This is a genomic window from Allorhizobium sp. GW101-3B10 (genome assembly GCF_059424725.1).
The window spans coordinates 2,435,165-2,452,992 of sequence record NZ_JBWKZR010000001.1 but is presented as its reverse complement, the minus strand read 5'-3'; the positions used below and the strand labels follow the sequence as shown (position 1 = coordinate 2,452,992).

Below are 17,828 nucleotides of genomic sequence, written 5' to 3'. Positions count from 1 at the left end.
TCTCCAGCGGGGAGAAGGTGGGGCGTAGCGCCGGATGAGGGGGAGAATCGGATATGAGCAAAATGGCTTCGCCCCCCTCATCGCCTCGCATGCGCTCGGCACGTCTCCCCGATGGGGAGAAGAGGGCATTCCAAGACCGGCGCCGCACGCCTCAACAATCGTATCGTGAAGGAAGGCCGGTAGGGGTTGCCACCCGTCCGAGCCGGTATGTGCCGACCTACCGCCGCGAGCGCCGGCCGAGGGCGATCAGCACGATGCCGACGAGGGCGAGGCCGGCGCCATAGGCGATCCACGGGCTCTGGTCGATCATGAAACTGGAGGCCGGATAGGGGAAAGTGCCGCTGCCCTGGCCCATCCAGACCAAGCCCATCAGCACGGCAAGCGCGCCGATAAGGGTGAGTATGCGTCGCATGGACATGGCATTCGTTCCCAAAGAGGCGACAGACCGCGCGCCAGGCGCGGCCGTCGGATGCATCAAGGCGTCAGATCCGGCCTTCAGTTGGCCGAATGGTGCTCCCGGCGCAGGAACCAGCGCGCGCCGATGAAGACGATCAGGCCGAAGACGGCGACGAGTGTGCCGTTGATCGTCCAAACGCTTTCATTGGGCATGAAGTCGGTGCCGGGCAGGCGAAGCATGCCGGTGCCGTGGGCAACCCAGGCGATGCCGACCAGCAGCGTCAAGGCGCCGACGACGGTGAAAAGTTGGCGAATCTGCCCCAATAGTTTCTCCTCCCATGGAACAATTTGTCGCACCCACTATAGTCGAGTCTGAGCCGGACACCAGCGAAATCCTGTTCCGCTTGCGCCATGGCCAAAATAGCGAAAACCCCGAGGGCGCAGCGCCTTGAGGGGGCTTTCCCAAGGTGCAGCCGGGCAGGGCCGCGGCCGATCGATGGTGCGATCTACGCGCCGGCGCGCGTCTGCTCCGCCATCTCGCGCATCCACTCGGAAAACAGATTCATCGCCGGCGTCGGCGTGCGGGATTTGAGCCGGGTCAGCCAGTAGCTGCCCTTGGAGACATAGACCGGGAAGGGCTGTTCCAGCGCGCCCGAGGCGAGGTGGCGGGAAAACATCAGCGGCGGTGCAAGCGCGATGCCCGCGCCCTGCAGGGCCGTCTCGACCATTAGCACGGAGGAATCGAAGACCGGACCGGTGATCGGCGGGGCGGCGATGGCGGCCGCCTCGAACCAGCCCGGCCATTCGTCGGCCCGGTAGGAGCGCAGCAGCGTCTCGCGCCCGACACCCTCGGGGCTCCTCAGCCGCGCGGCGATCGCCGGCACGCAGAGCGCCGACAGTGGTGCCGCAAACAGCGCCTCTGCCTCCGTATCGTGCCAGGCGCCGTTGCCGAAGCGGATGGCGAAGTCGAGACCCTCGGCGGCGATGTCGACGCGGTTGTTGTTGGTGGAGAGACGCAGGTCAATGAAGGGGTGGCGGGCATGGAAATCGGCAAGGCGCGGGAGAAGCCAGCCGACGGCAAAGGTTCCGACGGCGCCGAGCGTCAGCACCTCGCGCATGTGCCCGCCCTCGAAGCGCTCCAGCATGTCGGCCATGCGGTCGAAGCTGTCCCTCAGCGTCGGCAGCAGCGCCAGCCCCTCCTCGGTGATCAAAAGGCCACGCGGCAGGCGGCGGAAGAGCGTGACGCCCAGCCGCTGTTCGAGCAGCTTCACCTGGTGGCTGATGGCCGCCTGGGTGACGCAGAGTTCGATCGCAGCGCGGGTGAAGGAAAGATGGCGCGCGGCGGCCTCGAAGGCGCGCAGCGCGTTCAGCGGAAGATGCGGCCGGACCATCGCATGCCCTAATTCTGTTTATGGCTCCCGCCAGTTATCATCGTTTGTCGCGCACCGGCAATGGCGCCTAGAACAGGCCGATCCAAACCAAGGGAGCCATACCATGATCCTTGAAAGACGCTGCCTTCTGGCTGCCGCTGTCGGCCTTTTTGCCGTATTCTCTGCCGCAGGCCCGGCATCTGCGGTCGATCCGATCCGCTGCACGGTCGTTCTCGACGCGCAAAACGGAGAGGCGATCCACCGCGAAGGGACCTGCGACAAACGCGTCTATCCCATGTCGACCTTCAAGCTGCCTTTGGCCATGATGGGCTATGATGCGGGCATTCTGAAGGACGAGACGACGCCGCGCTGGGACTATCAGGCGAAGTTCGGCGGCCCGGCGCGGGTGAAGAAGGCCTTCGATCCGACCGGCTGGGAGAAGGAATCGATCGTCTGGTATTCGCAGGAGACCGCCCGCCGCCTCGGCGCGGAACGCTTTGGCGATTACGTCCGCCGCTTTGGCTACGGCAACCAGGACGTTTCGGGCGGACCCGGCGGTTCCGACGGCCTGACCGAATCCTGGCTGATGTCGTCGCTCACCATTTCGCCCGACGAGCAGGTGGGATTCCTGCGCCGCTTCCTCGACGGAAAGCTGCCGGTCTCGGACCATGCAAGGACCATGACCCAGGCGATCACGCCGCGCTTCGAGGCGGCGGACGGCTGGGTGATCCATGGCAAGACGGGCAGCGGCTGGATGCGGGACGCGAAGGGCGCGCGCGACAGCAATCGCCCGATCGGCTGGTTCGTCGGCTGGGCCGAGCGGCAAGGACGCAAGGTGGTCTTCGCGCGGCTGCACGTGGCCAACCGTCCCTATGAGGAGCCGATCAGCTTCGAGACGCGGGACGGGCTGATTGCTGACCTGCCGGGGATCCTGGCGGACCTTTAGACGGAGCAGACCGGCGCGGCGTTCAGCGTCGCCGCGCGGTCCGGTATGTCGGTGATGCTTGGCGCCGGTCCGGCATCGGCCAAGATGACGAAAACCCCGCACGCAGGACGCGTCGCGGGGTTTTGTTTCGGGGGTCGCCGGGCCGACGATCGGGTCAGATCGACCGGGCCGCTCCACCGTCGACGCGCAGCATCGTGCCGGTGACATAGGAGGCGGGCGCCGAGCAGAGGAAGGCGGCGGCGGCGCCGAATTCCTCGACCGTGCCGAGTCGGCCGGCGGGGATCGACTTCAGCGAGGCGGCGCGCACCTCGTCCACCGTCTTGCCGGCCTTCTTGGCATTGGCGGCATCGAGCTCGTCGATCCGGTCGGTGTGGATGCGGCCGGGCAGCAGCATGTTGGCGGTCACCCCATAGGAGGCGACCTCGGTCGCAAGCGTCTTGTTCCAGCCGACCAGCGCCGCGCGCAGCGTGTTGGACAGCGCCAGATTGGGGATCGGCTCGAACACGCCGGACGAGGCGACGGTGAGGATGCGGCCAAAACCTTGCGTCTGCATCAGCGGCAGCAGCGCATTGGTCAGCGTGATGACGCGCACCACCATCGACTGGAAGAAACTATAGAGCTTTTCCGCCGTCATCTCCTCCGCCGTGCCCGGGGTGGGGCCGCCGGTATTGTTGACCAGGATGTCGATGCCGCCGAGCTTGTGGTGGACGGCGGCGAGCATCGTGTCGACGAAGTCGCTGTCGGAAAGATCGGCCTCGACCCAGTCGGCCTTGCCCCGACCCTCGGCATTGATGGCGTCGGCATTGGCCTTCAGCTTGTCGGCGCTGCGGCCGCACAGGAGCACATGGACTCCCTCATCCGCCAGCGCCCTGGCGATGCCGAGGCCAAGGCCGCGCGACGAGGCGAGCACAAGCGCCCGCTTGACCGAAATTCCGAGATCCATGTCTGTCTCCTTCCCTGGTTCCTGTGTCCGCCGCAAGCGGTTCAGGGACGAAGGTTATAGGGTGGCCGGCGGCTTTGGGAAGGGGGAAGGGAAGGGATAGTCCTGAGGACGTGGGAGGCCGACATGCGGTCGACGCCGGGACCTGTCAGGGCTTCACGAACCGATAGGCGAAGCGATCGGTCTCGCCTTTGATCGAGGGATCGAACACCTTCACCGAGTGCGGATCGGCCCTGTTCGAGAGCAGGGTGCTTTCCGCGTCCAGCTCGAAGCCGGCCGCCTCCACCTCCTCGCGAACGGACGCAGGGTCAATCCGATGCAGCGACTGGGCCTCGCTCGTGCCCGCCCCGGCGGCGACGTGGTCGACGATGACGTAGGTCCCACCGGGCTTCAGCCGCTCATAGACGGCCCGATTGAAGCCGGCCGCCGTCGCGCCACTGGCCTGGATCAGCCCGGTGTGGAGATCGTGATAAAACAGGTGCAGCCACACGACATCCGCTGGTTGCGTTACCTCCGGCATCGCCAAGAGGTCCGCCGAGACGGCTTCGACGTTCTTCCGACCCGGCTGCTTCGCAAGCGTCAACATGCGGCCGAACTGATCGTTCTTTACGTCGGCGATTTCCGTCGGCACGAAGCTGAAGACTCGTCCTTCGGGTCCCACGGCGTCGGAGAACAGGCGCGTCCAGTCACCGTCGCCCGGGTATACGTCGATGACAGTTGCGCCCGCATCGATGCGTGCGAACCGGATCAATTCGGATAGCTTGGATTGGTCGTACATTGGGATCTCCTTTGGAAATTTCTCCATTTGCACGGATCGGATCACGCTCGACCCGATCCGTGCATCTCGGCGCACCCGGTGGGCACGTCGCGTTCGTCAGTCGAACTTGACCAGGTCCTTGAAGATCAGCCGACCCCAGCTATTGCCGTGCGCCTGCACCAGCAGTCCGCCTTCAGAAAGCCCGCCAAGCTCGATGGGCGCGAAACCGAGATCTTTCGCCAGCGCACCGATCTCCGCTGCGGCGGCGTCATCGTCGCTCGCCAGGAACACAACGCGCCTGCCGCCCCGCGTGGGCGGATCTTGCTCGAGGACGCCGGCGACCAGATGGTTGAAGCCTTTGACCAGCTTGCCGCCGGTGAACGCCTGCTCGACGATCTTGGCGGAAGGCTGACCTCCAAGGTCCACGCCATAGGCATTGGTCACATCGACGATGGTCTTGCCCTGCCAGGTGGGAAGCGCCCTTGCGACATCCGGATGCGACTCGAAACGGACAGCCAGAAAGATGATGTCCGCCTTGACGGCTTCCGCCAGAGTTTTGGGAATGATCGTAGGCCCGATCGCGGCCGCTTCGGATGCAAAGCTCTCCGGGTCGCGCGTGGTTGCGACCGATACTTCGATGCCCTTGCGGGCAAATGCCTTTGCCAGGGTCTTGCCGATAGTGCCGAAGCCGATAATTGCGTAGCTCATATGTGTTCTCCTTGAGTTTGCCGCGTGCGTCAGAGCTGGGCCAGGCCGCCGTCGACGGCGACTTCGCTGGCGGTCATGAAGCTGCTGTCGGACGATGCGAGAAAGGCGGCCACCGCCGCGATCTCCGCCGGATCGGCCATGCGCTGCAGCGGAGTCATCGCGCCGTAGGCCTTCTGGCCTTCCTCGCCGAGTGCTTCCTTCGCGAGTTCGGTCGCTGTCGCCCCGGGCGACAGCACGTTGATCCGGATGCCGGTGCCCTTCAGGTCCTCTGCCCAGGTCCGCGCGAGGTTGCGCACGGCTGCCTTGCTTGCGCTGTAGGCCGTAAATCCCGGGGCTCCGGTGGTGCCGGCACTCGATCCGGTCAGGATGATCGAACCGCCCGGGCCCATCAGCGGCAACGCCTTCTGGACCGTGAAGATCGTGCCCTTCACATTGGTGCCGAAGGTCTCATCAATGTGCTCGGCGGTGATCTGGCCGAGCGCAAGCGGACTTCCCGCACCGGCATTGGCGAAGACGATATCGAGGCTTCCGCGCTCGGCCGTCACCGCGGCGTAGAGTTGCTCAAGGTCGGCCTCATTCGAGACAGAGCCCTTCACCGCCCGCGCGTTGGGCCCGAGGTCCGCCACAGCGGCGTCGAGCGCTTCCTGCCGGCGGCCGAAGATGAAGACGAAGGCGCCCTCTTCGATGAATCGCTTTGCCGCCGCCCGGCCGATGCCGGTGGCGCCGCCGGTGATCACGGCGGTCTTTCCGTTCAATCTGGTCATGTCTTAGATCCTTCGTTTCGCCAACTCGGTCTTGGCCGTGCGGAGAGGTCGTCCGAGAACCTCAAAATGGGGTCGCGATAGTCAGGTGATGAGTGCGGAAATGCGCACATCAGTGGTGCGAAAACGATCCAGGCAGACGAATGAACACCACGTCGTTGGCGTACATACTGTATATGGGTGTTAGACGATGCTTCGGAGGCCGCGCCGCGCGGCGCAGGAATGCACCATGATCGACTGGGATGACGTTCGTTACTTTCTCGCCGCGGCGCGCGGAGGCTCAGTGCGTGCCGCCGCCAAACGTCTCGGAGTGAATCACGCAACCGTGCTGCGACGCATCGCGCAGCTCGAGGAGCGCCTTGGCGCCCGGATGTTCGAGAAGCTTCCTACGGGCTACCGCCTGACGCCTGCAGGCGAGGAGGTCCTCGATCTGGCGGAACAGATGGAAGCGTCGTCCCACCAGCTCGAAACGCGCGTCTTCGGGCGCGATCAGAGCGTGCGCGGGCTCCTGCGCGTGACGCTGCCGCCGCCCCTCGCGACACATCTGCTCATGCCGGACTTCGCCGATTTTGCGCGTCTGCATCCGGAGATCGAAATGGAAATCCTGTCATCCGGCGAACTGGCAAACCTGACCAATCGGGAGGCGGACGTGGCAATCCGCGTCGTCTATGATCGCGAGGCCCTGCCACTCAATCTTCACGGGCTCAAGGGGCCAGAACTGTTCGGCGGCTTCTATATGTCTCGCGATCGGCTCACCGAGTGGCAGGCGGGCCCACCGAATCCCAGGTGGATCGCCATAAGGGGTCATGGAGTACCGGGCTGGACCCGCGAAGGAGAGGCCCGCACAACTGGAACCCAATTCAGGACCATGGATTTCGAAACCCAGATCGCGGCGGTACGGCAAGGCATCGGAATCACGGCGCTGCCATGCTTCGTCGGAGATGCCGATCCCCTGTTGGAGAGGGTACCGGACACCGGCCTGCACCTCTACGGCCCGGTCTGGCTTCTCACTCAGGGGGAGACACGCAAGACCAAGCGGGTGCGGCTCTTCACCGAATTCGTATCCCGCAGACTGGCCGAATACGCTCCGCTTCTTGCGGGGCTGTCCATATCGCGCGACTGACTTCCGGTTCAATTGGCTATGTGTGGCTCGGGAAGGCAGACGGTCCGCATCCGGCCCCAAGCCCGCCCTGAATCGCAACCGTTACATCCCGCCCCTCAAAACGGCACCTTGCCCGGATTGAACAAGGCCTTCGGATCCACCGCCTGCTTGATCGTGCGGGCGAGTGCCTGCTTTTCCGGCGATGCGAAGGTCTCGTAGGCGTGGCGCTTTTCGGTGCCGACGCCGTGTTCGGCGGAAAACGAGCCTCCGGCCTCGACGATGCCGGCATAGACCGCATTCTCGACGGCCAGAAGCTCGTCCTGCGGCAGCGGGCCGGGCTTGATCAGGGTGAGATGCAGATTGCCGTCGGCGACATGGCCGTAGACATAGGCCTCAAAGGTCGGATCGATCGCCTTCAGCCGCGCGTCGAGGCCGGCGACATAGGCGTCGAGATAGGTCGGCGGGACCGAGATGTCGAAGGACGGGGCGTGCGGGATCGCCGGATAGTAGAAGCCGGAATCCTCGCGTATGTCCCAGAACCGGCGCGCCTGATCGAGCGACTGGGCGATCACGCCGCCCTTGAGGCCGACCGGCTCCCAGAGCGTTTCAAGTCCTTCTTCCAGGGCTGCCGTCGCCGCCTCGACCGTTTCCGCCGAGACCTCGATCAGCAGGGCCGCGGCGCCGTCTTCCAGCCAGGAGAGATCGAAACCCTTGAGCGCCGCGCCGTCGCGGATGTAGCGCGGCCACATCATTTCCGCGCCTTCGAGCGTCACCGAGGAGAGGCCGCGGAAATGCCGGATGACGGCAAGCGCCGAGGCCGCATCGGCCACGCCGAGGAAGGCGGTGGCGCGGGCGGGGCGCTGCGGCTCCAGTTTCAGCACCACCTGGGTGACGAAGCCGAAGGCGCCTTCGCCACCGATGAACAGGTGCTTGAGATCCGGCCCGGCCGAAACCTTGACCACGCGGGTGAGGTCGGAAAAGACGTCCCCGGACGGCAGCACCGCCTCGAGGCCGAGAACCTGGTGGCGCATCACGCCGTTGCGGAAGGCGAGAATGCCGCCGGCATTGGTCGAGACCATGCCGCCGATCGTCGCCGAGCCGCGCGAGCCGAGGTCGATGCCGGTCGTCAGGCCATGCGCGGCGATCGCCTGCTGCAGGGTCTCGAGCGGTACCCCGGCTTCGACCGTTACCGTCATTTCCTCCGGATAGAGGGCGACGATGCGGTTGAGCCGGGCGGACGACAGGATCACCTCGCCGGCATGGCTGACATTGCCGCCGACGAGCCCGGTGAGCCCGCCCTGCGGCACGATGGCCACGTCATGCGCCGCACACCACGACACCAGCGCCGCCGCTGCCGCGGTCGAGCCGGGCTGCGCCATCACGCCGCCGGCGAAGTTGTCGGCATGTTCGCCGGGATGCCGGCCTTTCAGGTCCGTCGGACCCAGGATGACGAGGTCGGGATGTAGGCCGGAGAGCCGTTCCAGCAGTTCCGTCGCGGTGAACCGGGTGCCTGGTTCGTGGGTCATTCGTGCTTGTCCTGTCTGGTCGGGCGTTGCGCGGTTCAAGCCCTTTCGGGCGATGTTTAGTGCGCGGCGGCGTCCGGGACAATCGCCCAGCATGGGACGGATCCAATTGGTCGCGGCAAATCGGCTCAGGGCGCTCCGCCCCGGACGAAAGATTGACGTTAACGTAAGCGTTAGATATTCTGTTCAGGAATATCGCCCAGCCTTAATTTCGGGCCACTGCGTGTCGCATTGCGGCTCGACAGGGCGCTTGTGTTTTGACAAGGAAGAAGCCGAAGACTGGGATCGGCCGAGCGGAGAGAGACGATGAGCGAGCAACTGGAACTGCCCGAACGCGAGAGCATGGAATTCGACGTGGTGATCGTCGGGGCCGGTCCTGCCGGTCTGTCGGCGGCGATCCGCCTGAAACAGGTCAATCCGGAGCTCACTGTCGTCGTGCTGGAGAAGGGTTCGGAAGTCGGAGCGCACATCCTGTCGGGCGCCGTGGTCGATCCGATCGGCGTGGACAAGCTGCTGCCCGGCTGGCGCGAAGAGGCCGACCATCCGTTCAAGACCGAGGTCAAGGACGACCAGTTCCTGTTCTTAGGACCCGCCGGCTCGATCCGCCTGCCGAACGCCTTCATGCCGCCGCTGATGAACAATCACGGCAATTACATCGTCTCGCTCGGCAATGTCTGTCGCTGGCTCGCCACCCATGCCGAGGCGCTGGGTGTCGAGATCTATCCGGGCTTTGCCGCGACCGAACTGCTCTATAACGGCGAAGGTGCCGTGATCGGCGTCGCCACCGGCGACATGGGCATCGAAAAGAATGGCGAACCGGGCCCGAACTACACCCGCGGCATGGAACTGCTCGGCAAATATGTGCTGATCGGCGAGGGCGTGCGTGGTTCGCTCGCCAAGCAGCTGATCGCCAGGTTCGACCTGTCGAAGGATCGCGAGCCGCAGAAGTTCGGCATCGGCCTGAAGGAACTCTGGCAGGTGAAGCCCGAGCACCACAAGCCGGGCCTGGTGCAGCACTCGTTCGGCTGGCCGCTCGACATGAAGACCGGCGGCGGGTCCTTCCTCTACCACCTGGAAGACAATCTCGTGGCGGTCGGCTTCGTCGTCCACCTGAACTACAAGAACCCCTATCTCTTCCCCTTCGAAGAGTTCCAGCGCTTCAAGACCCATCCGCGCATCGCCCCGACCTTCGATGGCGCCAAGCGCCTGTCCTACGGCGCCCGCGCCATCACCGAAGGCGGCTACCAGTCGGTGCCGAAGCTCTCCTTCCCCGGTGGCGCGCTGATCGGCTGTTCCGCCGGCTTCGTCAACGTGCCGCGCATCAAGGGCAGCCACAATGCCGTGCTGTCCGGCATGCTGGCGGCCGACAAGATCGCCGAAGCCATCGCGAGCGGCCGCGCCAATGACGAGCCGGTCGAGATCGAGAACGAATGGCGCTCGACCGATATCGGCACGGACCTGAGGCGCGTGCGCAACGTCAAGCCGCTGTGGTCTAAGCTCGGCACGGCGCTCGGCGTGGGCCTGGGCGGTCTCGACATGTGGACCAACCAGCTGTTCGGCCTTTCCATCTTCGGCACGCTGAAGCACGGCAAGACCGATGCGGCCTCGCTGGAGCCAGCGGCCAAGCACAAGCCGATCGCCTATCCGAAGCCGGACGGCGTCTTGACCTTCGACCGCCTGTCGTCGGTGTTCCTGTCCAACACCAACCATGAAGAGGACCAGCCGGTCCATCTGCAGGTCAAGGACATGGACCTGCAGAAGCGTTCGGAGCTCGGCGTCTTCGCCGGCCCCTCGACCCGCTACTGCCCGGCCGGTGTCTATGAATGGGTGGAGAAGGATGGCGAGCAGGTCTACGTGATCAACGCGCAGAACTGCGTGCACTGCAAGACCTGCGACATCAAGGACCCGAACCAGAACATCAATTGGGTCCCGCCCCAGGGTGCCGAAGGTCCGGTTTATCCGAACATGTAAGAGCGTCCGCCCCTGGCGGTCGTTCAGAAAACGAGACGCCTCCTGTCCTTGCTGGACAGGAGGCGTTTTTGCGTTGACGCTTTCGCGTGCGTCCTTCTAGGCGCGCTTGTGCAGGCTGTCGCGGATGGCGTCGATTACGGTCCGGATCGTCTTGACCGTGTCGACATCGAGGCCGACGGCCTCGCCGACGCAGCGCGCCACCGGGGCGGCCTCCTGCTGCAGCTCGCGGCCCTTTTCGCTGACATGAAGCAATACCTGCCGCTCGTCCTGCGGATTGCGTGTGCGGGTCAGCAGGCCGGCCGCCTCCAGCCGCTTCAGGAGCGGCGTCAGCGTGCTGGAATCGAGGAACAGCGTTTCGCCCAGCTCCTTGACCGTGCGGCCGTCGCGGCTCCACAGCGCCACCATCACCAGATATTGCGGATAGGTGAGGCCGATCGCATCCAGCAGCGGGCGATAGAGCTGATTGAAGGCGTGACCCGCGGAATAGATGGAAAAGCACAGCATTTCGTCGACGTCCGGGGGGCTGGGCATGTCTGGTTCGGACTTCTGGCGCATGAGGGTCTCCTGTCTCCGTCAATTTAATTTGCGCGCGATTTGTTTGCAAGCTATTGACTCGCGCTTTTCCTTTGCGTATTTAGATCGTGCACAAAGTAATCGAGCACAAGTTAAATTGGCAAAAGGAGATCTGACATGAGCTATTTCATCACCACCGACGGGACGCGCCTCTTCTACAAGGATTGGGGAACGGGCCAACCGATCCTGTTTTCGCATGGCTGGCCGCTGTCCTCCGATGCCTGGGACCAGCAGATGCTGTTCTTCGGCCAGCAGGGCTTTCGCGTCATCGCCCATGATCGCCGCAGCCATGGCCGCTCCGACCAGACCTGGGACGGCAACAACATGGACCGCTATGCCGACGATCTGGCGGAGCTGATCGAGGCGCTGGACCTGAAGGATATCGTCATGATCGGCCATTCGACCGGCGGCGGCGAGGTGGCCCACTATCTCGGCCGCCATGGCACGGCTCGTGTCGCCAAGGTCGTGCTGGTCGGCGCCGTCCCGCCGCTCATGCTCAAGACCGAAGTCAACCCGGACGGCACGCCGATTGAGGCCTTCGACGGCATTCGCGAAGCAACGGCCGGGAACCGCTCGCAGTTCTATTACGACCTGACCATGCCCTTCTACGGCTTCAACCGCGACGGCGCCGCGGTCAACGACGGCCTGCGGGAAAGCTTCCGGCAGATCGGCCTGCAGGGCGGCATCAAGGGGCAGTATGACTGCATCCGCGAGTTCTCCGAGGTCGACTACACGCAGGACCTGCGCCGCATCGATCGCCCGACGCTGATCGTCCATGGCGACGACGACCAGATCGTGCCGATCAAGGCCGCCGCCCACCGCGCCGCCGAGATCGTGCCGAATGCGACCCTCACGGTCTACGAAGGCGGCTCGCATGGCCTCGCCCAGACTGAGGCGGACCGCTTCAACGCCGACGTCCTGGCCTTCATCCGGGCCTGATTGCTCGATCCATTCCAACGCGAAACCAGAAAAGGAATTCATCATGTCCAAGTCCGCTCTCGTCGGCGCCGTCGTCGGTGCCCTTCTTTCCGGAACCGCCGCGGCCGAGCCGGCCAAGCCGACCGTCGTTCTCGTCCATGGCGCATTCGCCGACTCCTCCAGCTGGAACGGCGTCATCGAAATCCTGCAGCAGGACGGCTATCCGGTCGTCGCCGCCGCCAATCCGCTGCGCAGCGTGGCGGCTGATGCCGCCTATGTCTCCAGCCTCGTCGGCAGCATCGAAGGCCCGGTCGTCCTCGTCGGCCATTCCTATGGTGGTCAGGTGATCTCCACCGCCGCCAGGGGCCGCGACAACGTCAAGTCGCTGGTCTATGTCGCAGCCTTCGCGCCGGAGGCCGGAGAAGCGGCTGCCGACCTCGCCGGCAAGTTCCCCGGCGGCACGCTCGGGGAGGCGCTGGCCGCGCCGGTAAAACTGCCGGAGGGCGGCGTCGATCTCTTTATCGACCAGGCCAAGTTCCACCAGCAGTTCGCCCATGACGTTCCCGCCGCCGAGGCGGCGCTGATGGCGGCCGGCCAGCGGCCGATCACCGAGGCGGCCCTGACCGAGAGGTCGGGCGAGCCGGCCTGGAAGACGCTGCCGTCCTTCTTCGTCTATGGCGACGGCGACAAGAACATCCCGGCCGCGGCGCTCGGCTTCATGGCCGAACGCGCGGGTTCCAAGCGCACCGTCGTCGTCGAAGGCGCATCCCACGTCGTCATGGTGTCAAAGCCGCGGGTGGTCGCCGAGCTGATCGAGGAAGCTGCGCACTAAGTCATCTGGCGGCAGACATGAAAGCCAGGCCGGCGCGTGACCGCGCGTCGGCCCGGTTCGCGTTGCGGCAGCGGTCGAAGGCGCCGCGGTCGATTTCAGGCATCGTTGATGCATGTCAATTTTCATATGTGATCATGAGGTAGAATGGCGCCATTCGACGAAGCCGCGGCGCGGCCGCTTTCGTCGTCTTGCCGCAAAGGCATACAACAGGAGGAACTTTCAGATGACACGCAATGTGAAGTCCCTGGTCGCCTTGACCCTCACGGCAGCCTTGCTGGCAGGCATCGCTGAAGCGCAGCAGTTCGGCATGGGCGCCGGCCCCGGCTGGGGCCGTGGCGGAATGATGATGATGAATGGACCCGGGCGGGGTCGTTTCCCGATTGTCGATGCCGACGACAACGGTGTCATCAGCGCCGAGGAAGCGGCCTCGGCCGCTGAAGAAGTGTTCGCCGCCATGGACGTCGACGACAATGCCGAACTGACCATGGAAGAATACTTGACCGTCCGCATGGGGCCGCAGGACGGCTGGAACAAGGCGCGCCAGGCCGCGCGCGAAGAGGCAAAAACCGCGCGTTTCAGTGAGATGGACAGCGACAAGAACAAGGCCGTGTCGCAGGCCGAGTTCATCGCCGGCGCCAAGGCGCGCTTCGAGGCGGCCGACGGCGACAAGGATGGCAAGGTCACGCCGTGGGAATGGCGCAGCCAGCAGTGGAACTAATCTCTGTGATGCAATGGGAACCCGGCCGGTCGCCAGGAGGCTGGCCGGGTTTCCGATCAGAGCAATCATCGACTGCAAAGCCCTGATGAAAGTGGAGACCCGTCGCAGCGTGCTGCGGATTGCGTGGTGACGTCTTGGCTTGCAGCGACCGGATCCTCCCGACGGGTAGGACGCGCGGATCGCGATCGGCATGCGGCGTACCGATCTCCAATAATATCGGCTTGAAAATTGGCGGCTAAAGCGGCAGTTTGCGCCCACCCTAGAGATCCGCCGAAAGATCACCGCGATGCAAGCTGAAACAACCCGCCTTACGTTCGACATGAAGCCGAGTGCCAACTGCTTGCCCGAGCAGGATCGCCTGAAGGCGTTCGAGAGTCTCGGTTTCGGCACGCTTTTCTCCGACCACATGGCTGTCATACGCTGGAGCGAGGGCAAGGGCTGGCACTCGGCGGAAGTGACCGCACGGGCACCGTTCCAGATCGACCCGGCGTCGAGCGTGCTGCACTATGCCCAGGAGATCTTCGAAGGCATGAAAGCCTATCGCACGGCGGATGGCCGCGCTGTGCTGTTCCGTCCGGAGGAAAACGCCCGCCGCTTCAATGAGTCGGCACGCCGCATGGCGATGCCGGAACTGCCGGAGGCCGATTTCCTCGCGGCCGTCGAAAAGCTGGTCGAGATCGATGCCAAATGGATCCCCAAGGCCGAAGGCAGCAGCCTCTATCTGCGTCCCTTCATGTTCGCCAGCGAGACCTTCCTCGGCGTGCGTCCGTCGAAGGAATATATCTTCTGCGTCATCGCATCCCCGGTCGGACCCTATTTCAAGGGCGGCGCCAAGCCGGTCAGCATCTGGGTGTCGCAGGACTATACCCGCGCCGCACCCGGCGGCACCGGCGCTGCCAAGTGCGGCGGCAATTATGCGGCAAGCCTCGTCGCCCAGGCCGAAGCCTATGCCAAGGGCTGCGACCAGGTCGTCTTTCTCGACGCTGCCGAGCATAAATGGGTCGAGGAACTGGGCGGCATGAACGTTTTCTTCGTCATGGCGGACGGCTCGATCGTCACCCCGCCGCTCGGCGGCACGATCCTGCCGGGCATTACCCGCAAGTCGCTGATCGCGCTCGCCCGCGAAGAGGGCATTACCGTCGACGAGAAGCCCTATTCCTTCGACGAGTGGAAGGCGGATGCGGCAAGCGGCAGGCTGAAGGAGGCCTTTGCCTGCGGCACTGCCGCCGTGGTCGCCGCCATCGGCACGGTCAAGTATCCGCAAGGCGAATTCCAGATCGGCGGCGGCGAGACCGGCCCGGTCACGACGCGGTTGCGCGACGCGCTGGTCGGCATCCAGCGCGGCCAGAGCAATGATCGTCACGGCTGGATCCACGTCATCGAAGGCGTTTGATCCGCAGGGCGTCGAGCCGCTTGAAGACATGAGGCCCGTTCGTAGCGCGAACGGGCCTCATGTCGTTTCGGGTCTCGGCAGGGACCGCTCCCAGCGCTATCGCCCGGCCTTCCAGGCCACGACCATCAGGGCGCCGACGATCGAGATGTGCTCCATCACCACATAGAATTCGATGGTCTTGAAGGGTTCTTCCATCGTCCAGAAATTATGGGCGATCGGGATGGTGAGGAGGGTGAAGATGCCGAGCGCGCCCGCGCCGAGCCATGTCCAGCGGTTGAGGATGATGAGAGCCGAGCCGGCGAGCTGGACGATGATCGTAGCGATGGCAAAGGCCACCGGAGGGTTGAGACCGAAATGGGCCATCTCGCCGACCGCCGCCTGAAAATCGACGAGCTTTGCGATGCCGCTTGCCCAGAACATATAGGTAAGCAGGATGCGAGCGACATAGCCGAACCATGCCGTCGAGGTGAGCGTAGTAACAAAACTGTGCATGAGAATTTTCCCCCTGATGAATGGGTCGGCAGTCTGCCCGTCGATTGGCTATTGGCAATGGTCAATTTTAGCCTTTTCCCGTCAATTCCGCGCAGTTTTCCTCTCCCGCGAAAGCGCTTCGCTTCTTGCGCGAGCCTGTTCGTCATCCGCAGCGGACCGGCCATGCGGCCATGCGGCCCAATCATGGTTAACCGAGCCTTCACCGGCTTAACCCGCCATTAACCATAAATTCCTTACCCTGCGCCAGTATTTGCACTTCTCCTGGGGGCCAGACATGACGATTTCCCGCCGCAGCCTGCTGATCGGCCTGCCGCTCTTGCTTGCCGGTTGCCAGACCGGTCCGAGCCAGCAGTCGATGTACGACGCGCGCCCGGGTGAACCTCATCCGCTGAAGAAGGTGCCGATCGACAAGATCAAGCCGGAACTGCGCCGACAGGAAATCGCCTACGAAACGAGCCAGCCGGCCGGCACGATCGTCGTCGATACCCCGGCGCGCCGGCTCTACTACGTTCTGGGCGGGGGCCGGGCGATCCGCTACGGTGTGGGCGTCGGCCGCAACGGCTATGCGCTGGCCGGCGTCGCCTATATCGGCCGCAAGGCCGAATGGCCGAGCTGGACGCCGTCGCCCAACATGCTGCGCACCAATCCGGAAAGAAACATGAAATATGCCGGCGGCGTGCCGGGCGGCATCAACAATCCGCTCGGCGCCCGGGCGCTCTATCTCTATCGCGGCGGCAATGACACCATGTTCCGCATCCACGGCACCAACCAGCCTCAGTCGATCGGCCAGGCCATGTCGTCCGGCTGCATCCGCATGATGAACCACGACGTCATCGACCTCTACGAGCGCGCCAAGGTCGGCGGCCGGGTCGTGGTGCTGCAGGCCTGAGGCCAGCCTGGGTTCAAGCTAAGCTGAGCGGTCCTGCCGTGCCGAGAGCAGTCCGGTCGACAACAGCACGCCGGCACCCGTCACCAGCGTCGCGACGATCGTCAAGACACCCAGAGGCTCGCCGAGCAGAAGCGCCCCGCCGATGGCGGCCGCAACCGGCGTGACCGCGGTATAGGCGGCGGCCTGCGTGCCACCGAGGCTGCGCACCGCCGTGCCGTAGAGCACGGTGGCCAGGAGGCCGGATAGCAACCCCTGCGTCACGAACGGCACCGCGATCTCCGCGATCGGCACGCTCAGCAGATGCGTGCCGAGGAATGGGATGAGCGCAAGGTTGATGATCGTCGACCAGATGCAGATCAGCGCGCCGCCCTCGAAGGCGGAAAGCCCCGACTTGCGGAAGGCGTGGGTATAGATCGCCCAGAGCGTCGCCCCGGCCGGCAGGATCACGTAGCTGACCCAGGTCAGCCGTCCGGACGACAGGTTGTCGGCCAGCAGCAGGAGGCCTCCGCCAAGGATCGCCAGCATACCGAGCTTGCGCATGCGGTCGGGTCGCTCGCCGAGAAGCAGGATGCCGATCAGCGCTGCCGCGAGCGGCATGACCCCTGGCAGCAGCACGCCGGCGGCGGAGGCGGGCGTCGCCTTCATGCCGAAGCCGACGAGCTGGAAGAACGGCGCGCCCGAACCGAGCACCATCAGCACCAGCGTCCACTTCGGCGTGCCCTTCGGCCAGAGCCCGGTACGCAGCCAGTAGGGCGACAGAAGGAGGGCGGGCACGCCATAGCGCAGCAGGCTGAGGTCCAGCGGTGACAGCAAGGTGCCGACGCTGTGGCGCGTCGAGATCAGCCAGGCCGCCCAGATCAGCACGACCGACAGGGCCGATGCGGCGCCGAGGCCGGTGGAAAGCGGAGGTCGGGTGGCGGTGCTGGCGGCAGTCATGGAACGCTCCTCGAAAGACGGCGCCAGATTAGCCCAGGTGCCCGTGGTGTGTCCTTGCCATTTGCGCTTGTCTGATCGCCCGGATTGGCAGAAACTTGCGTAGATTGGGAGCAGGGGTCGGAAAAATGCCAAAACTCGACAAATTCGATCTGGCGATACTTGCGGCGCTGCAGGACGATGCGCGGGCGACCAATGTCGAGATCGCCGAACGGGTGAACCTATCGCCGTCGCCTTGCCTGAGGCGCATCCGCATGCTGGAGCAGGCGGGCATCATCCGCGGCTATCGCGCCGACATCGACCGGCGCGCGCTGGGCCTTGAACTGACGGTCTTCGTCGCCTTCAAGGTGGCGCATCACACCCGCGAACATGCCCAGGCCTTCCAGCAGGCGCTGCAGGATCTGCCGGAAGTGGTCGGTTGCTACATGATTTCCGGCCACTCGGACTTCATGGCCGAAGTCGTGGTGGAAAACCTGGCGGCCTATGAGGCGCTTCTGACCGACAAGCTGCTGGTACTGCCGCATGTCACCGACATACAGTCCAACTTCGCCATCCGCAGCGTCAAGACCGGCGGCCCGCTGAAGCTGCCGGCGGTCAAGGGGTGAG

The 17,828-nt window shown here is 64.7% G+C and carries 20 protein-coding genes; 9 read left to right on the top strand and 11 right to left on the bottom strand.

The genetic code is table 11. The features are described from left to right. Positions 1-217: 217 nt before the first annotated feature. The 3 genes from AC07Y0_RS12130 to AC07Y0_RS12120 form a co-directional block, all read right to left on the bottom strand. Positions 218-412: a hypothetical protein gene (locus tag AC07Y0_RS12130; protein WP_498680223.1), complete on the bottom strand. Its 195-nt coding sequence runs from the start codon at positions 410-412 to the stop codon at positions 218-220. Positions 413-495: 83 nt separating this feature from the next. Continuing rightward, positions 496-720: a hypothetical protein gene (locus tag AC07Y0_RS12125; protein WP_454745227.1), complete on the bottom strand. Its 225-nt coding sequence runs from the start codon at positions 718-720 to the stop codon at positions 496-498. 182 nt (positions 721-902) lie between these two features. Further along, entirely contained in the window at positions 903-1,787 is an 885-nt protein-coding gene (locus AC07Y0_RS12120) for a LysR substrate-binding domain-containing protein (RefSeq protein WP_498677551.1), read from the bottom strand. A 103-nt stretch (positions 1,788-1,890) separates the two neighbouring features. Between AC07Y0_RS12120 and blaOXA the strand changes: the two genes are divergently transcribed. Further along, positions 1,891-2,712: a class D beta-lactamase gene (blaOXA, locus tag AC07Y0_RS12115; RefSeq protein ID WP_498677549.1), complete on the top strand. Its 822-nt coding sequence runs from the start codon at positions 1,891-1,893 to the stop codon at positions 2,710-2,712. Between the two features lie 154 nt (positions 2,713-2,866). On the opposite strand, the gene AC07Y0_RS12110 is transcribed toward blaOXA, so the two are convergent. The 4 genes from AC07Y0_RS12110 to AC07Y0_RS12095 form a co-directional block, all read right to left on the bottom strand. Beyond that, on the bottom strand, positions 2,867-3,655 hold the full coding sequence (locus tag AC07Y0_RS12110; RefSeq protein WP_498677547.1) for an SDR family oxidoreductase: 789 nt from the start codon (positions 3,653-3,655) through the stop codon (positions 2,867-2,869). 145 nt (positions 3,656-3,800) lie between these two features. Then, positions 3,801-4,430, bottom strand: coding sequence for a class I SAM-dependent methyltransferase (locus AC07Y0_RS12105; protein ID WP_498677546.1), 630 nt, complete (start codon positions 4,428-4,430; stop codon positions 3,801-3,803). 96 nt (positions 4,431-4,526) lie between these two features. Beyond that, complete coding sequence (locus tag AC07Y0_RS12100; protein ID WP_498677543.1) at positions 4,527-5,117, bottom strand: NADPH-dependent F420 reductase; 591 nt, start codon at positions 5,115-5,117, stop codon at positions 4,527-4,529. A gap of 29 nt (positions 5,118-5,146) precedes the next feature. Further along, positions 5,147-5,881 carry an SDR family NAD(P)-dependent oxidoreductase gene (locus tag AC07Y0_RS12095; protein WP_498677541.1) on the bottom strand — a complete coding sequence of 245 codons (735 nt, stop codon included), beginning with the start codon at positions 5,879-5,881 and terminating at the stop codon, positions 5,147-5,149. Between the two features lie 226 nt (positions 5,882-6,107). On the opposite strand from AC07Y0_RS12095, the gene AC07Y0_RS12090 reads away from it, so the two are divergent. Next, a complete protein-coding gene (locus tag AC07Y0_RS12090) occupies positions 6,108-7,001 on the top strand; it encodes a LysR family transcriptional regulator (protein WP_498677538.1) in 894 nt (297 codons plus the stop codon). Positions 7,002-7,096: 95 nt separating this feature from the next. Here AC07Y0_RS12090 and AC07Y0_RS12085 read toward each other — a convergent pair whose 3' ends face one another. After that, a complete protein-coding gene (locus tag AC07Y0_RS12085) occupies positions 7,097-8,506 on the bottom strand; it encodes an FAD-binding oxidoreductase (RefSeq protein ID WP_498677536.1) in 1,410 nt (469 codons plus the stop codon). Positions 8,507-8,809: 303 nt separating this feature from the next. On the opposite strand from AC07Y0_RS12085, the gene AC07Y0_RS12080 reads away from it, so the two are divergent. After that, on the top strand, positions 8,810-10,474 hold the full coding sequence (locus AC07Y0_RS12080) for an electron transfer flavoprotein-ubiquinone oxidoreductase (protein WP_498677534.1): 1,665 nt from the start codon (positions 8,810-8,812) through the stop codon (positions 10,472-10,474). 96 nt (positions 10,475-10,570) lie between these two features. Here AC07Y0_RS12080 and AC07Y0_RS12075 read toward each other — a convergent pair whose 3' ends face one another. Next, positions 10,571-11,029, bottom strand: a complete 459-nt coding sequence (locus tag AC07Y0_RS12075; RefSeq protein WP_498677532.1) for a MarR family winged helix-turn-helix transcriptional regulator — start codon at positions 11,027-11,029, stop codon at positions 10,571-10,573. Between the two features lie 135 nt (positions 11,030-11,164). On the opposite strand from AC07Y0_RS12075, the gene AC07Y0_RS12070 reads away from it, so the two are divergent. The 4 genes from AC07Y0_RS12070 to AC07Y0_RS12055 all read left to right on the top strand — a co-directional run bounded on the left by AC07Y0_RS12070 (position 11,165) and on the right by AC07Y0_RS12055 (position 14,908). After that, entirely contained in the window at positions 11,165-11,986 is an 822-nt protein-coding gene (locus tag AC07Y0_RS12070) for an alpha/beta fold hydrolase (RefSeq protein ID WP_498677528.1), read from the top strand. A 43-nt stretch (positions 11,987-12,029) separates the two neighbouring features. Beyond that, a complete protein-coding gene (locus tag AC07Y0_RS12065; protein ID WP_498677526.1) occupies positions 12,030-12,797 on the top strand; it encodes an alpha/beta fold hydrolase in 768 nt (255 codons plus the stop codon). 223 nt (positions 12,798-13,020) lie between these two features. Continuing rightward, on the top strand, positions 13,021-13,515 hold the full coding sequence (locus AC07Y0_RS12060) for an EF-hand domain-containing protein (protein WP_498677521.1): 495 nt from the start codon (positions 13,021-13,023) through the stop codon (positions 13,513-13,515). Between the two features lie 286 nt (positions 13,516-13,801). Then, positions 13,802-14,908, top strand: a complete 1,107-nt coding sequence (locus tag AC07Y0_RS12055) for a branched-chain amino acid aminotransferase (protein ID WP_498677516.1) — start codon at positions 13,802-13,804, stop codon at positions 14,906-14,908. A gap of 96 nt (positions 14,909-15,004) precedes the next feature. Here the strand turns inward: AC07Y0_RS12055 and AC07Y0_RS12050 are convergent, their stop codons facing one another. Beyond that, positions 15,005-15,400 carry a DoxX family protein gene (locus AC07Y0_RS12050; RefSeq protein ID WP_498677512.1) on the bottom strand — a complete coding sequence of 132 codons (396 nt, stop codon included), beginning with the start codon at positions 15,398-15,400 and terminating at the stop codon, positions 15,005-15,007. A 274-nt stretch (positions 15,401-15,674) separates the two neighbouring features. Here AC07Y0_RS12050 and AC07Y0_RS12045 point away from each other — a divergent pair, with 274 nt between their 5' ends. Then, complete coding sequence (locus AC07Y0_RS12045; RefSeq protein ID WP_498677507.1) at positions 15,675-16,289, top strand: L,D-transpeptidase; 615 nt, start codon at positions 15,675-15,677, stop codon at positions 16,287-16,289. An 18-nt stretch (positions 16,290-16,307) separates the two neighbouring features. Here the strand turns inward: AC07Y0_RS12045 and AC07Y0_RS12040 are convergent, their stop codons facing one another. After that, positions 16,308-17,225, bottom strand: a complete 918-nt coding sequence (locus AC07Y0_RS12040) for a DMT family transporter (RefSeq protein ID WP_498677505.1) — start codon at positions 17,223-17,225, stop codon at positions 16,308-16,310. A 125-nt stretch (positions 17,226-17,350) separates the two neighbouring features. Between AC07Y0_RS12040 and AC07Y0_RS12035 the strand changes: the two genes are divergently transcribed. Next, positions 17,351-17,827, top strand: coding sequence for an Lrp/AsnC family transcriptional regulator (locus AC07Y0_RS12035; protein WP_454745243.1), 477 nt, complete (start codon positions 17,351-17,353; stop codon positions 17,825-17,827). The last annotated feature ends 1 nt before the right edge of the window (position 17,828 follow it).